Below are 14,800 nucleotides of genomic sequence, written 5' to 3' on the forward strand. Positions count from 1 at the left end.
GATCGGTTCCGGGCCCTTCGTCATGTGCCGTTCCGGGGGTCCCCGGGTGGCCGCGCGTCGTTCCGGCGGCCGGGGGCGGCTACGCGCCGCCGGTGTGGACGCTGAAGGCCGAGCGCCGGGCCGCCCGGGCCACGGCCGGGTCCGGGTGCACGCTCGACACCGCCGTCAGCACCGAGGCCGCCCGCGGGTGCCCGGACTGCCGGGCCCGGGCGAACAGCCGCACCGGGTCGCCCGCCGAGGCGCCCTCCACGTGGCCCACCAGCAGCTCCGTCTCGCCGTGGTCCAGCACCGCCGCCGCCGTGTCCACCCAGAGCCAGGCCGCGTCGTCCGCGCCCAGCACGTCCGCCGGGGAGACCCCCTCGTCCGCGCGCTCGGCCAGCCACAGCAGCGCGTACGGGCGCAGCACCGGCTCGTCCACCGCGGCCCGGACCGCCTGCTCGGCCGGTCCGCCGGCCACCCGCAGCGCCTCGAAGGCCAGCCCGCGCACCAGCGCGTCGTCGCCCTGCGCCGCGTCCAGCAACTCGGCCACCGCCCGGTCCGCCGGACGGGCCGCGACCCAGGCGCGGTACTCGGCGCGGGCCGGGCCCGGCGAGTAGTCGGCGCAGGCGTTCAGCAGCTCGAAGGCGCTCTGCTCGATGTGCCCGGCCGCGGTCTGCGCGACCGTGCAGATCTCCTCCAGCTTCGCCCGCACCGCCCAGTGGCCGAGCGGCGACAGCTCGGCGGCGTCGTTGCTGCGCGTCAGGGCGCCCACGGCCGCCAGGCCGTCCAGCATCCAGTCCAGGACGGCGGCCACGTCCGACGGCGAGGCCGGGGTGTCGATCTGCGGTTCCCGGCAGGTGCCGCGGACCGCCGACACCGCCGAGGCGGCGTGCGGCACCGGCGACAGGCCGGGGCCGCCCGGGCCGCCACCGACCCGGCGCTCGTCCAGGCCGCGGCGCAGCAGCTCCAGCAGCTCGCTCTCGGCCACCGGGCCGTCCACCAGGTGCAGGAAGGAGAGCAGCTGCGGGGCCTGGTCCACGGCCTGCCCGGCCAGCACGGCGAACACCCCGCGCAGCGCGGCGGGCGGCACCGGGGCGAGCAGCGTCCAGGCGTCGAACAGCGCCGACCAGCCGCGCACCACGGCCTCGTCGTCGTGCTCCCAGGCGTGCAGGCGCCAGCCCGGGGCGGCCCCGGTCTCCCGGGCCTCCACCAGGCCCACCAGGAGCGCCTGGCCCCAGGCCTTGGAGGCGGCGCCGACCGTCATGGCCAGCGCCCGGCCGGCCGCGCGGGCGTCGTCCGGCAGCAGCTCGCCGCGCTTGTCGACCTCCTCCAGCTCGCCGGCCCAGCGGGCGATCCGGACGGCGTCCACCAGCATCCGGCGGGCCAGCGGCGCCAGCTCGGCCGGCGCGGGGAAGCCCTCCGGCACGGGAACCCGGCCGCGCCCGGGCGCCGGAGCGGGCCCTCGTCGCCGGGGTACGCCGTTGCGGGGTACGGCCGCCCCGCTCGGCCTTCCACCGGCTGGCCGGTGGGCCGTACCGGGGAGACGGGTCACCGTCGCACCGGTACCGATCGGAGGCGGGAGCGGGGCATCACGGTCGCGCGGATTCCGAGACGTCACGTCGAGCAGTCTTCCCCTTGTACCGGCCTTCTGTCACATCCGGTTGTCCGTACGACCGGAGGAGCGGCGGCGGCACCTCCGCAAGATCGGGCAACAGAGGCAAACCGCCTGGCCGGAAACGTGTGGCCTGCCCATGCCAGGTGAGCCGCGCCGGTCGCTGGTCCCGTTCGAGTGACTACGGAACGTGAGGGACCGACCGACCGGTCGGGGAAAATGTGTGCCCCTGGCTGGACGTCCGCCGCCGACGGCACCACCGGCGCCGTCGGCGTCCGGCGGGACTGTCCAGCCCGGATCCGGACGGATGGCGGGCGGGCCGGGCCGATCCCGGCGAGCAGGAAGTCGACCGGTCCGACTTCCTGCTCCCGGCCGGGGCGGGCCCGGGCCCGCGGCCCGCGGCGGCCGTCAGAGGAGAGGGGTCAGCCAGCGGCGGAGGAGTTCCGTGTACCGGTCGGGGTCGGAGTTCCAGAGGGTGCCGTGGTCGGCGCCGGGGAAGGGCTGGAGGCCGACCACGTCCGGGCGGGCGGCGGCGAGGCGTTCGGCGCTGCGGAACGGGGACACCCGGTCGGCGGGGCTGTGCAGGACGAGCGTGGGGACGCGCAGGTCGGCGCCCTCCGCGATGCGGGAGAAGTCGGCGAGGTCGACGCCGGTGCGGCCCTCGGCGGCGAGGGCCCCGAGCCCGGCGGCGGCGCCCCGGAAGCCCAGGCGCTCGGCGTCCCGGCGGGCGGTCGCCGACAGGTCGAGCACCGGCGAGTCGAGGATCAGGCCGCTGATGGCGTGCGCCCAGGCCGAACGGGCCGCGGTCTGCAGGACCGTCGTCGCGCCGACGGACCAGCCGTAGAGGATCACCCGGCCCGCGCCGCTGTCGAGCGCCAGCCGTACCGCCGCCTCGACGTCGCGCCACTCGGTCTCGCCGAAGTGGCTGTACCCGTCCGGCGAGGCGGGCGCGCCGGCGTCGCCGCGGTAGGTGACGGCGAGGGCGGGCAGCCCGAGGCGGTCCAGGACGGGCAGCACCGGCAGGGTTTGCTGGCGGTCGGCCTCCGGGCCGTGCACCAGGATCACCCAGGTGCCGCGCTTGCCGTCGAGGTGCCAGACGGGGAGCGGGCCGAGCTCGCCGTCCGCGGTGGTCTCCGTGTAGGCGAGGCCGAGGGCCCGCATCGGGTCGCCGAGGTGGACGCGGGGCGTGAAGCGGACCTCGGTGCCGGGGACGAGGGTGCCCCGGTCCGCGCGGACCAGCCGCCGGGTGACGCCCGCCCCGTCGCTGTGGAGGACCTCCTCGACCACCGCGTGACCGTCGTCGCCCCACTCCACGGCCCACCGGCCGGGCTGCCGGCTCTCGGGGCTGCCGGTGAAGGTGATCCGCCCGGCGCCGAGGCTCCGGACGAGGAGCGGCCCGGACTCCTGAACGGTGGTCACCGGGCGGACCATCCGCTCGGAGGCCCGGCGGCCGACCACCAGCACGGCAGCGCCGGCTCCGACGGCGGCGGCCGCCACGACGGCGGCGGTTCCCCAGCGCATATCGTTCCCCGCTCTGTTGCTCTCGCTGTTGCTCTCGGGCCGGACGGTGCTCGTACACCAGTCCACCGGGGCCCCGCCCGCCCGGCCACCGGGCTGGGCCGTCCGGGTCACTCGGGCACGGGCCGGAGCGGGTCGGGGAGTCAGCGGGGCGGGGAGTCAGCGGGTCAGGGGGTTCGAGAGGGGCGGGGGATTCCAGAGGGGCCGGGGTTTCCGGAGGGGCCGGGAGTCAGAGCGCGTCGGCGTCGAGGAGGCGCCAGAAGCGGGACGTGAGGGTGTCGATCGCGGGGGGCGGCGCGGCGCGGGCGCCGGCGCCCCAGTGGGAGGGGACGTGGTGCTCCTGGTGGAGAGCCTCGACAGCGCCGGCCAGGGTCTCCGCGGGAGCCGGGACGATGCGGGCGAGGGCGCGCAGGTGGGGCTGCCAGCGGCCGGTGACGCACTGGCGGAGCAGGTGGTCGAGGGCCTCCTCGCGGCCGGTGGCCCGGACGAGGTCGGGCAGGCCCAGGCCGAGGACCTCGGCGAGGGACCGGGTCTGCTCCTCGTCGCCGTCCCAGTGACCGGTCAGTTCGGCCTCCCGGTAGGCGTCGAGGGTGGTGCCGGTGCGGTCCGCGACGGCGGCCTGGCCGAGTTCGCGGGCCAGCCGGTGGTCCCGCAGCCGGACCGGGCGGCCGTCCATCAGCTGGGCGGCCCGGCACCACAGGGCGCGGGCGAGGGCGATGAACTCGCCCTCACCGGGACGCAGCTCGCCGCTCTCCCAGGCGAGGACGTGGGCGGGCAGCAGCCGGACGCCGTGCGCGGCCATACCCTCGGCGACCTGCTCGGGGGTCAGGCCGAGACCGGCCCGGTGGGCGCGGGCGGCCGAGGGCGAGAACGGCACCGGGGGCGGGGCGGCGGGGGGCTTTCTGCGACGCATGCCACCGAACGGTAGGGGCGGACCGGGGCACGGCCCCAGCACCCGAACGCACGAAGCGACCGGTCCCGGGGGCCCGCCGCGCTGGGCGATCCCACAGGCTGTCAGCCGGTGTCCCGTGTGACCAACCCCTCCGTGACCTCGGTTGACTCCCGGTTCGGCCGCGTGATGGGATCCTGGGGCCAATCGGAGGCATGGAGAGGAAGCCGGTGCGAGTCCGGCGCGGTCCCGCCACTGTCACCGGGGAGCACGCTCGGAATCATCGCCACGGCGGGCCGTCAGAAGCCGCTGGAAGGCCCCGGGGGTGCGTCCGACCCGGAAGCCAGGAGACTCTCGCCCCCGCTACGTCGATCCAGGGCGCGGACCCTGAGTGAGGACACGCACGCGATGCAGGCTGCCCCGCCCCGCCGCACTCCGAGCTGCCGTCCCGGGCACGGCCTTCCGGCGCAGGGTGTTCACGCGACCGGCCTCCTCGCACGCGCTCTTCCGATACCCGGCCTTCCGACGTGCAGCCGATGACCCGCCGCCCCCTGACCGGTCGTCCGCTCGCCCGCGCCGCCCTGTTCGCGCTGGGCGCCGTCGTGGGCTACGCCGCCGACGCCCGCTACGGCGACCCGCGCCGGGGCCACCCGGTGGCCGTGTTCGGCAGTGCCGCGACCCGGCTGGAGCGGCGCCTGTGGCGCGACGACCGGGCCGCCGGGGCCGGGTACACGGCGCTGTGCGTGGGCGCGGTCGCGGCGGGCGCGCTCGCCCTGGACCGTACGGTGGGCCGGCGCCCGACGGGCCGGGCGGCCCTCGCGGCGGCCGCCACCTGGACGGTGCTCGGCGGCACCTCGCTGACCCGGGAGGCCCGCGCCATCGGCCGCTCGCTGAAGGCCGGCGACCTGCGGGCCGCACGGGAGCGGCTGCCGCACCTGTGCGGGCGGGACCCGAGCGCGCTCGACGAGCAGCAGATCGCCCGCGCGGTGGTCGAGTCGGTGGCCGAGAACACCGCCGACGCCGTGGTGAACGCGCTGACCTGGGGCGCCCTCGCGGGCACGCCCGGGCTGCTGGCCTTCCGGGCGGTGAACACCCTGGACGCCATGGTGGGCCACCGCTCGCCGCGGCACGCCCGGTTCGGCTGGGCCTCGGCCCGGCTGGACGACGTGGCCGGCTGGCCGGGCGCCCGGCTGACCGCGCTGCTGACGGTGGCCGCCGCCCCGCAGCCCCGGACGGCCTGGCAGGTCTGGCGCCGCGACGGCTCCGCGCACCCGAGCCCGAACGCGGGCCAGGCCGAGTCGGCGTTCGCCGGCGCGGTGGGCGTCCGGCTGGGCGGCACACTGCAGTACGGCGAGCGGGTGGAGCACCGGCCGGTGCTGGGCGCGGAGCTGCGCCCGGTGACGGTGGACGACATCGAGCGGGCCTGCGCGCTCTCGCGGCGGGTGGGCGCGCTGGCGCTGGGTACGACGGTCGCGGGGCACGTCCTGCTGCGCGCGCTCCTGGGGAAGAGGGGAAGGGCATGACGAACGCGCTGCTGGTCGCGGGGACGACCTCGGACGCGGGCAAGAGCGTGGTGACGGCCGGCATCTGCCGCTGGCTGGCCCGCCAGGGCGTGCGGGTCGCGCCGTTCAAGGCGCAGAACATGTCGCTGAACTCCTTCGTCACCGCCGACGGTGCCGAGATCGGCCGCGCCCAGGCGATGCAGGCGCAGGCCGCCCGGGTGGAGCCGGAGGCGGCGATGAACCCGGTGCTGCTGAAGCCCGGCGCGGACGGCCGCAGCCAGGTGGTGCTGCTGGGCCGGCCGGTCGCCGAGGTCGGCGCGCTGGACTACCGCGAGCGCAAGCCCGTCCTGCTGGAGCGCGCCCTGGAGTGCCTCGCCGATCTGCGCCGCCGCTACGAGGTGGTGGTCTGCGAAGGCGCCGGTTCGCCTGCCGAGATCAACCTGCGCGACCGCGACATCGCCAACATGGGCCTGGCGACGGCCGCCGGGCTGCCCGTGGTGGTGGTCGGGGACATCGACCGGGGCGGCGTGTTCGCGGCGATGTACGGGACGCTGGCGCTGCTGTCGGCGGAGGACCAGCGGCACGTGGCCGGCTGGTTCGTCAACAAGTTCCGCGGCGACGCGCGGCTGCTGGCACCCGGGCTGGAGATGCTGCACGAGCTGACCGGCCGTCAGGTGCTGGGCACCCTGCCGATGCTGCCCGGCCTGTGGCTGGACGCCGAGGACTCGCTGGACCTGTCGACGGTGGTGGACCGGGTGGACGGGCGCGGCCCGCTCGGCGCGGACGTGCTGCGGGTCGCCGTGGTGCGCTTCCCCCGGCTGTCCAACTTCACCGACCTGGACGCGCTGGCGCAGGAGCCGGGTGTGCTGGTCCGCTGGGCGACCAGGCCGGAGGAACTGGCCGACGCCGATCTGGTGGTGCTGCCCGGCACCCGGGCCACCGTGGCGGACCTCGCCTGGCTGCGCGAGCGCGGCCTGGAGCCGGCGCTGAAGGCGCGGGCGGCGGCCGGACTGCCCGTCCTCGGGGTGTGCGGCGGCTACCAGATGCTGGCGCGCGGGATCGTCGACGAGGTGGAGTCCAAGGCGGGTGCCGTCGACGGGCTCGGCCTGCTGCCGACGCACGTGCGGTTCGGCGTCGAGAAGGTGCTGGCGCGGCCGGTCGGCGAGGCGTACGGGCACCGGGTCGAAGGCTACGAGATCCACCACGGCGTGGTCGCGGTCGAGGGGGGCGTCGCCTTCCTGGACGGCTGCCGGGTGGGCTCGGTCTGGGGCACGACCTGGCACGGCGCGCTGGAGAACGACGGCTTCCGCCGCGAACTCCTGCGCGAGGTCGCCGCGTTGGCGGGCCGGGCGTTCGTCCCGGCGCCGGACACCTCCTTCGCCGCGGCGCGCGAGGCCCGGCTGGACCGGCTGGGCGACCTGATCGAGGAACACGCGGACACCGACGCGCTGTGGAAGCTGATCGAGGGCGGGGTGCCGGCGGCCGGATCGCTGCCGTTCCTGGCGCCCGGGGCACCTGGGAGTGACGCATGAGCCGGGTACGACCGCAGAACCGGGCACGACAGGAGTGGGGTACGGCATGAGTGACGTCCGCTATCCGTTCACCGCGATCGTCGGCATGGCCGACCTGCGGCTCGGGCTGCTGCTGAACGCGGTCTCCCCCGCCGTGGGCGGCGTGCTGGTGCGTGGTGAGAAGGGCACCGCGAAGTCGACCATGGTGCGCGCGCTGGCCGGCCTGCTGCCGTCCATCGCCGCCGTGACCGGCTGCCGCTTCGCCTGCGACCCGTCGGCGCCCGACCCGCAGTGCCCGGACGGGCCGCACGCGGACGCCGGCAGCCACGAACGGCTCGCCCAGCTGGTCGAGTTGCCGGTCGGCGTGGCCGAGGACCGGATCGTCGGCTCGCTCGACCTGGAGCGCGCGCTGGCCGAGGGCGTCAAGGCGTACGAGCCCGGGCTGCTCGCCAAGGCGCACCGCGGCGTGCTCTACATCGACGAGGTGAACCTCCTCCAGGACCACGTGGTGGACCTGCTGCTGGACGCCGCCGCGATGGGCCGTTCGTACGTCGAGCGCGAGGGCGTGTCGGTGCGGCACGCGGCCCGGTTCCTGCTGGTCGGCACGATGAACCCGGAGGAGGGCGAGCTGCGGCCGCAGCTGCTCGACCGGTTCGGCCTGACCGTCGAGATCGCCGCCACCCGCGACCCGGCCGAGCGCGCCGACGTGGTCCGGCGCCGCCTCGCCTACGACGCGGACCCGGCCGGGTTCGCCGCGCGGTTCGCCGAGGAGGAGACGGCACTCGCCGAACGCATCACCGCCGCACGGGAGCTGCTGCCCGAGGTCGCACTGACCGATGTGGCGCTGCGTCAGATCACCGCCGTGTGCGCCGCGTTCGAGGTGGACGGCCTGCGCGCGGACATCGTGATGGCCCGCACGGCCGTCGCGCTCGCCGCCTGGGACGGTCGCACCGAGGTGCTGGAGGAGGACGTCCGCCAGGCCGCCCGGCTCGCGCTGCCGCACCGGCGCCGTCGCAACCCCTTCGACGCGCCGGGACTGGACGAGGAACAGCTGGACCGGACCCTGGAGGAACACTCCCAGGCGGACGACCCGGAGCCCGAGGACGACGGCCCGGGCCCGGACGGCGGACCGGACGACGGCCCGGGCCCCGAGGGCGGCCCGGACGGCGGCGGACCGGACGGCGGCGGGGCTCCCGAGCCGTCCGACGGCGGCGCCCCCGAGGCGTCGGACGCGCCGGAAGCGTCCTCGACGGACGGGGACGACCGGCCACAGCAGCCCGTCCCGGCCCAACACCCCTCCCCCGCGCGGGAGTCGACGCCCGTCGCGGCCGGCGACCCGTACCGGACCAAGCTGTTCACCGTCCGCGGCACCGGTCACGGCGCCCAGGGCCGCCGATCCCCCGCCGAGACCACCGGCGGGCACACCGTCCGGGCCCGCCGCCCGCAGGGCGCGCTCGGCCGGCTGCACCTGACCGCGACCCTGCAGGCCGCCGCGCCGCACCAGGTGGCGCGCGGGCGCAGCGGCCGGGCACTGGTGCTGAAGAAGGACGACTTCCGCGAACAGGTCCGCCAGGGACGGGAGTCCAACCTGGTGCTGTTCGTGGTCGACGCCTCGGGGTCGATGGCCGCCCGGCAGCGGATGACCGCCGTCAAGGGCGCCGTGCTGTCCCTGCTGATGGACGCCTACCAGCGCCGCGACAAGATCGGCATGATCACCTTCCGCGGCGCCGGCGCCGAGCTGGCACTGCCCCCCACCTCCTCCGTGGAGGTCGGCGCGGCCCGGCTGGAGACCCTGCCCACCGGCGGCCGGACCCCGCTGGCCGAAGGGCTGCTGCGCGCCCACGAGGTACTGCGGGTCGAACGGCTGCGCGACCCGAACCGCCGCCCGCTGCTGGTCGTGGTGACCGACGGCCGGGCCACCGGCGGGCGCGACGCGCTCGCCCGCTCGCACCGCGCGGCCGCCCTGTTCGCGGCGCAGGGCACGGCGAGCGTGGTGCTGGACTGCGAGTCCGGCCCGGTCCGGCTCGGCCTGGCCCGCACCCTGGCCGGGCAGCTCGGCGGCACCGCCGTCAGCCTGGACGAACTGCGCGCCGAGGGCGTGGCCTCGCTCGTCCGCGAGAACCGCGGGGACAACCGCCCCGCGACCGTCCGCGCCACCCGCGCGACCACCCTGCGAAAGGCGGCCTGACCCATGCCCAAGGGCGTCCCCGAGAGCGTTCCCGACGACGGCCTGACCACCCGCCAGCGCCGCACGCTGCCGATCACCGCCGTGCACACCGGCCCCGGCAAGGGCAAGTCCACCGCCGCGTTCGGCATGGCCCTGCGGGCCTGGAACCAGGGCTGGCCGGTCGGGGTGTTCCAGTTCGTGAAGTCCGCCAAGTGGAAGGTCGGCGAGGAGAACGCGCTGCGCGTGCTCGGCGCCTCCGGCGAGGGCGGCACCGTCGACTGGCACAAGATGGGATCCGGCTGGTCCTGGATCCAGCGCTCCGCCGAGCAGGAGATGTCCAGCGAGGAAGCCGCCAAGGAGGGCTGGGAGCAGGTCAAGCGCGACCTCGCCGCCGAGACCTACCGCTTCTACGTGCTCGACGAGTTCACCTACCCGATGCACTGGGGGTGGGTCGACCCGGACGAGGTGGTGGCCGTGCTCGCGGACCGCCCGGGCAGCCAGCACGTCGTCATCACCGGCCGGTACGCGCCCGAGGCACTGACCGGCTTCGCCGACCTGGTCACCGAGATGACCAAGGTGAAGCACCCCATGGACGCCGGCCGCAAGGGCCAGCGCGGCATCGAGTGGTAGACCGTTGAGCACCGTCCCCCGCCTCGTCGTCGCCGCGCCCTCCTCCGGCGCCGGCAAGACCACCGTCGCCACCGGCCTGATCGCGGCGCTCACCGCACGCGGACTGGAGGTGTCCCCGCACAAGGTCGGCCCGGACTACATCGACCCGGGCTACCACGCGCTCGCCGCCGGGCGCCCCGGCCGCAACCTGGACGCCTTCATGTGCGGCCCCGAACGGATCGCGCCGCTGTTCCTGCACGGTGCCGCCGGGGCCGACGTCGCGGTGGTCGAGGGCGTCATGGGCCTGTTCGACGGGGCCTCCGGGCGCGGGGAGCTGGCGTCCACCGCGCACGTCGCCAAGCTGCTGCGGGCGCCCGTGGTGCTGGTCGTCGACGGCTCCTCGCAGTCCCGCTCGGTGGCCGCGCTGGTGCACGGCTTCGCCTCCTGGGACCCACAGGTGCGGCTGGCCGGGGTGATCCTCAACCGGGTCGCCTCCGACCGCCACGAGCACCTGCTGCGCGAGGCCCTGGAGGAGGGCTCCGGAGTGCCGGTGCTGGGCGCGCTGCGCCGCTCGGCGGCGGTCGCGACGCCGTCCCGCCACCTCGGACTGATCCCGGCGGTGGAGCGCTCGGCGGCGGCGCTGAAGGCGGTCGCCGACATGGGCGAGCTGGTCGGCTCCTCCGTCGATCTGGACGCGCTGCTCGAACTCGCCCGCACGGCACCCCCGTTGGAGGCGGAACCGTGGGACCCGACGGCCGAGGTCGGCCCGGTCGCCGGGCGCCCGCGGATCGCGGTGGCGGGCGGCGCGGCATTCTCCTTCTCGTACGCCGAGAACGCCGAACTGCTCGGCGCGGCAGGGGCGGAGGTCGTCCCGTTCGACCCGCTGCACGCCACCGCGCTGCCGGAGCGGACCGCCGGACTGGTCATCGGCGGCGGCTTCCCGGAGCTGTACGTACGGGAGTTGAGCGGCAACACCGAGCTGCGCTCGGCAATCGCCTCGTTCGCCGCCTCGGGCGGGCCGATCGCCGCCGAATGCGCCGGACTGCTCTACCTCGGACGGGAGTTGGACGGCCTGCCGATGTGCGGAGTCCTCGACACCGACGCCCGGATGACCGAACGCCTCACCCTCGGCTACCGGGAGGCCGTCGCCCTGCACGACTCGCCGCTCGCGGTGGCCGGCACCCGGGTGCGCGGACACGAGTTCCACCGGACGCTCTGCGAACCGGGCGCGGGCGAACACCCCGCGTGGGGCTGGCGCCTGCCCACCGGGCCGCGCACGGAGGGCTTCGCCGGCGGCAACGTGCACGCCTCCTACCTGCACCTGCACTGGGCGGGGGCACCGGCACTGGCGGAGTCCTTCGCCGCCGCGGCGGCGGCCCACCAGAGCACTCCGTAAGATGCGCGCATGCATGTGATCGTCCTCAACGGCGGCTCCAGCTCCGGCAAGTCGGGCATCGCCTGCCACCTCCAGGAGCTGCTGCCGCAGCCGTGGCTGCACCTCGGTGCGGACACCATGGTCGACGCGCTGCCGCCCTCGCTGCGCGGCGGCGGCGAGGGAATCGGCGGCCTGGACGACGGGAACGGCACGGTCGACGTCGGACCGGTCTTCGCCGAACTCGACGCCGCCTGGACGGTCGGCGTCGCCGCGATGGCCCGGGCCGGCGCCCGGATCGTGGTGGACGAGGTGTTCCTCGGCACCACGGCCTCCCAGGCCCGCTGGCGGGCCGCACTGGACGGCCTGGACGTGCTCTGGGTCGGCGTGCGCTGCGACCCGGCGGTGGCCGCGGCCCGGGAGGCCGCGCGCGGCGACCGGGTGGCCGGGATGGCCGCCGCACAGGCCGAGGCGGTGCACGAGGGAGTCGTCTACGACCTGGTCGTGGACAGCACACGGGCCTCGGCGGCGGACTGCGCCGCGCTGATCGTCGAGCGGGTCCGGGCGCTCGGCTGAGCGCTCCTCGTCGGCGCGGCACCGCGGCACTGCGGCACGGCACCCGCGGCACTGCGGCACGGCCGCGCGGCACGGCGTGGCGGAACTCACCTCGGCCACAGGGCCCTTGCCGTCCGGGGCGCGGGTCGAACCGCTCGGTGGGGACGCCGGCCCGTGCGGCGGCCCGTGCGGCGGCCCGGTGCGCGACGGGCACGACCCGCCGGTCGCGCACCGCTGAGCGGCGGGGCGGGCACGGCCGAGCGGCCCGTCAGCTTCCGTCCCCGAAGGTCCCGCCGCCGAACGTCCCGCCCCCGTCGCAGGTGCCACCGCCACGGGTGCCACCGCCGGCGCCGCGCCGGGCGCCGGCGCGGTGGCAGGGGACGCAGCGCAGGGGGGTGTAGATCGTCACCGGGCCCATGAAGACGTCCTCCCGGCCGTCGGCCGGGGAGCCGGAGGCGGCGGGCGCGCCGCAGTCCAGGCAGGGGCGGTGCGGGCGGGCGGCGGTGGAGCAGTCCCGGCAGATCAGGTGGGTGGGGTCCTCGGCGTGGACGACGACGGGCTGGGGGCCGCCGTGCAGCAGGTGGTCGCACCAGGTGCAGGACTCGTCCTGCTGCGACGCCAGCATCCGGGCCCGGGTCTCGCGCTGCCAGCGGGCCGCCTGCTGCAACGGGACGGTCACCGGCGGGCCCCACCCGGCGGCGGCGAGCCACTGGGCGCCCTCCGCGCCGGCCGCCCGCAGCTGGTCGTCGACGGCGATGTCCCTGGGCGTCCTGTCCTTCATCGGGCCTCTCCTCCGGTGCGGCTCCACGGGTCCGCTGGTGCGGTTCCGCCGGGGTCAACGCGGGCCGGCGGCCACTGGACACGCCCTGCCCGCGGCCGGGGCCGGGGGCAGGGCGGCCGACCGGGCCCCGGCCCGGCCGGCGGGACGCTCAGCCGAGGAGCGTCTCGGTGTCGCCGTGCGCGATGAGGAGCTTGCGCAGCAGGCCGTCGAGCCGGGCGCGCTCGTCGTCGTCGAGCGCGGCGAGGATGCGCTCCTCGTTGCGGACGTGGCCTTCCAGGGCGCCGTCGATCAGGTCCTTGCCGGCCGGGGTGAGGCGGACGAGGACGGCGCGGCGGTCGTCCGGGCAGGGATTGCGCTCGACCAGGCCCTTGGCCACCAGCCGGTCGACCCGGTTGGTGATGGCGCCGGAGGTGACCATCGCGGACTTGAGGAGGGCGCGGGCGTTGAGCTCGTAGGGCTCCCCGGAGCGGCGCAGGGTGGCCAGGACGTCGAACTCGGAGGAGTCGAGGCCGCAGGCGGTGAAGTACTCGCGCAGGGCGGTGTCGACCCGGACGTTGAGCCGCCGCAGCCGGCCGATCAGGGCCATGGGCTCCGGATTCAGGTCGGGACGGGCCCTGGCCCACTGCTCGACGATGTCGTCGACGGTGTCGCGCTGCTGCATGGTCTGCCGCCTTCCTGGTTCCGCCTGCCGGGACCCTCGGGAAATATCTTAACCTTCAGATACTTGACGTTCACCTACTTCGGCGCGTAGAACTTATCTCAACGTTCAGATAATCAACGTTGAGGGGATGGTCGCCATGGACCGCAAGCGCGCAGGGATCGCCGCCACCGCCGCACTCGCCCCGGCCGCCTGGGGCACGACCTACCTGGTCACCACCCAGTTGCTGCCCGAAGGCCGCCCGCTGCTGCTCGCCGCACTGCGGGCACTGCCGGCCGGGATTCTGCTGCTGCTGATCGGCCGGAAGCTGCCCAGGGGCCGCTGGTGGGGACGTGCCGCGGTGCTCGGGATGCTCAACATCGGGCTGTTCTTCCCGCTCATGTTCGTCGGCGCCTACCGGCTGCCCGGCGGCGTCGCCGCCACCATCGGGGCCATCCAGCCGCTGCTCGTCGCCGGATTCTCCATCGGCGTGCTCGGCGTCCGGCCCGGACGGCGAGCGCTGCTCGCCGGACTGGCCGGGGTCGGCGGCGTGGCACTCCTGGTACTCAAGAGCGGGGCGAGTCTGGACGGCGTCGGGATCGCCGCGATGGTCGGCGGGATCTCGCTGATGGCCATGGGCACCGTCCTCACCCGCCGCTGGGGCCGCCCCGAGGGCGCCACCCTGCTCGACCTCACCGCCTGGCAGCTGCTCGCCGGCTCGGTCTTCCTGGTCCCGCTCGCGGCCCTGGTCGAGGGCGCCCCGCCGGCCCTCACCGCCACCAACCTGGCCGGCTTCGCCTACCTCGGCCTGTTCGGCACCGCCCTCGGCTACGTCCTCTGGTTCCGGGGCATCGCCCACCTCGGCGCCGGCCCGGCCTCGTTCCTCGGCCTGATCAACCCGGTCGTCGCCACGATCGGCGGCCTCGTCGTCCTCGGCCAGACCCTCACCCCCTGGCAGGTCCTCGGCCTCCTCGTCGCCCTCGGCGCCCTGGTCGCCGGCCAGGCCCCCGCCCGCCCCACCCCGGCAGCCCCGGCCCCGGCCGGAGTCCCGGCCCCGGCCCCCACGGCGGCTGCCGCACCGGCTCCCGTACCAGCCCCGGCCGGCACCCGCTGACCGGTTCCGCCGCACCCCTCACGCTGCCCCGCCGAGCACCGCTCGGCGGGGCAGCGGCGTACCTGCCGCACCGCCGGCCGGGGAGTCAGCCGGTGGCGCGGATGTAGATGTCGGCGGCGCCGGAGAGGCCGCCGGGGATGGCGGCCACGTAGATGCGGCGGGCGCTGGGGGCGTGGGTGACCGTCGGGGTCGGGGTGGCCGTCGGGGTGGGCGTGGGCGTCGCCGTGGGGGCGATGACGGCGGGCGGTGCCCCGGGCGTGGGGACGGACTCCGGTTCGGCCCCGGAGCCGGCCCCGGAGCCGGCCTCGGCTGCCGCCTCGGCGTCGGCGTCGGCGTCCTCGTCGGGATCGGGGGCGGCCTCGGGGGCCGGGGAGAGCGTGGGCGCGTCCCCGCCGGGAGGGGCCGGGACGGCCGACGGCGGGGAGCAGGGCGAGGACGCGGCCGGGGCGGTGGAGGGATCGGCGGACGGGGAGCCGCTCGGCGCGGCCGGGGCCGGTGGGCCCTCGGGGAGTTCCGGGGCCTCGGCCGGCGCGGGGCGCCCCCGGCCGGGCCGC

At 76.6% G+C, this 14,800-nt stretch carries 12 protein-coding genes, 1 pseudogene and 1 riboswitch; of the genes and pseudogenes, 7 read left to right on the forward strand and 6 right to left on the reverse strand.

What is annotated here, in order from left to right; genetic code table 11:
• Window positions 1-79: 79 nt before the first annotated feature.
• From ACFV04_RS14185 to ACFV04_RS14195, 3 genes are all read right to left on the reverse strand, one after another.
• Complete coding sequence (locus ACFV04_RS14185; RefSeq protein ID WP_360255721.1) at window positions 80-1,405, reverse strand: hypothetical protein; 1,326 nt, start codon at window positions 1,403-1,405, stop codon at window positions 80-82.
• Between the two features lie 594 nt (window positions 1,406-1,999).
• Window positions 2,000-3,112, reverse strand: a complete 1,113-nt coding sequence (locus ACFV04_RS14190; protein ID WP_380342021.1) for an alpha/beta hydrolase family protein — start codon at window positions 3,110-3,112, stop codon at window positions 2,000-2,002.
• Between the two features lie 226 nt (window positions 3,113-3,338).
• The gene (locus ACFV04_RS14195) at window positions 3,339-4,022 is read right to left on the reverse strand and encodes an XRE family transcriptional regulator (RefSeq protein ID WP_380529130.1); all 684 of its coding nucleotides are present in this window, start codon (window positions 4,020-4,022) and stop codon (window positions 3,339-3,341) included.
• Window positions 4,023-4,217: 195 nt separating this feature from the next.
• A riboswitch (cobalamin riboswitch) is annotated at window positions 4,218-4,352 on the forward strand.
• Window positions 4,353-4,534: 182 nt separating this feature from the next.
• On the opposite strand from ACFV04_RS14195, the gene ACFV04_RS14200 reads away from it, so the two are divergent.
• The 6 genes from ACFV04_RS14200 to cpt are packed head-to-tail and all read left to right on the forward strand — an operon-like array spanning window position 4,535 to window position 11,735.
• Window positions 4,535-5,521: a cobalamin biosynthesis protein gene (locus ACFV04_RS14200; protein WP_380529131.1), complete on the forward strand. Its 987-nt coding sequence runs from the start codon at window positions 4,535-4,537 to the stop codon at window positions 5,519-5,521.
• Window positions 5,518-7,032 carry a cobyric acid synthase gene (locus ACFV04_RS14205; RefSeq protein WP_380529133.1) on the forward strand — a complete coding sequence of 505 codons (1,515 nt, stop codon included), beginning with the start codon at window positions 5,518-5,520 and terminating at the stop codon, window positions 7,030-7,032. The genes ACFV04_RS14200 and ACFV04_RS14205 overlap by 4 nt, the downstream gene beginning before the upstream one ends.
• Before the next feature lie 46 nt (window positions 7,033-7,078).
• On the forward strand, window positions 7,079-9,199 hold the full coding sequence (locus ACFV04_RS14210) for a putative cobaltochelatase (RefSeq protein WP_380529135.1): 2,121 nt from the start codon (window positions 7,079-7,081) through the stop codon (window positions 9,197-9,199).
• A gap of 3 nt (window positions 9,200-9,202) precedes the next feature.
• Window positions 9,203-9,808, forward strand: coding sequence for a cob(I)yrinic acid a,c-diamide adenosyltransferase (gene cobO / locus ACFV04_RS14215; protein WP_360255733.1), 606 nt, complete (start codon window positions 9,203-9,205; stop codon window positions 9,806-9,808).
• 4 nt (window positions 9,809-9,812) lie between these two features.
• A complete protein-coding gene (locus ACFV04_RS14220) occupies window positions 9,813-11,183 on the forward strand; it encodes a cobyrinate a,c-diamide synthase (RefSeq protein ID WP_380529137.1) in 1,371 nt (456 codons plus the stop codon).
• A gap of 9 nt (window positions 11,184-11,192) precedes the next feature.
• Window positions 11,193-11,735 (forward strand): chloramphenicol phosphotransferase CPT, encoded by a 543-nt coding sequence (gene cpt, locus ACFV04_RS14225; protein ID WP_380529139.1) that lies wholly within the window; start codon window positions 11,193-11,195, stop codon window positions 11,733-11,735.
• Between the two features lie 247 nt (window positions 11,736-11,982).
• Here cpt and ACFV04_RS14230 read toward each other — a convergent pair whose 3' ends face one another.
• Both ACFV04_RS14230 and ACFV04_RS14235 read right to left on the reverse strand, forming a co-directional pair.
• A complete protein-coding gene (locus ACFV04_RS14230) occupies window positions 11,983-12,495 on the reverse strand; it encodes a hypothetical protein (protein ID WP_380529141.1) in 513 nt (170 codons plus the stop codon).
• Window positions 12,496-12,643: 148 nt separating this feature from the next.
• Window positions 12,644-13,156 (reverse strand): MarR family transcriptional regulator, encoded by a 513-nt coding sequence (locus tag ACFV04_RS14235; protein WP_360255743.1) that lies wholly within the window; start codon window positions 13,154-13,156, stop codon window positions 12,644-12,646.
• A gap of 136 nt (window positions 13,157-13,292) precedes the next feature.
• Between ACFV04_RS14235 and ACFV04_RS14240 the strand changes: the two genes are divergently transcribed.
• On the forward strand, window positions 13,293-14,246 hold the full coding sequence (locus ACFV04_RS14240) for an EamA family transporter (protein ID WP_380342000.1): 954 nt from the start codon (window positions 13,293-13,295) through the stop codon (window positions 14,244-14,246).
• An 85-nt stretch (window positions 14,247-14,331) separates the two neighbouring features.
• On the opposite strand, the pseudogene ACFV04_RS14245 reads toward ACFV04_RS14240, so the two are convergent.
• A pseudogene (locus ACFV04_RS14245) lies at window positions 14,332-14,800 on the reverse strand (hypothetical protein); the annotation flags it as partial.

Source organism: Kitasatospora sp. NPDC059599, from assembly GCF_042735125.1.
Lineage (GTDB): Bacteria > Actinomycetota > Actinomycetes > Streptomycetales > Streptomycetaceae > Kitasatospora.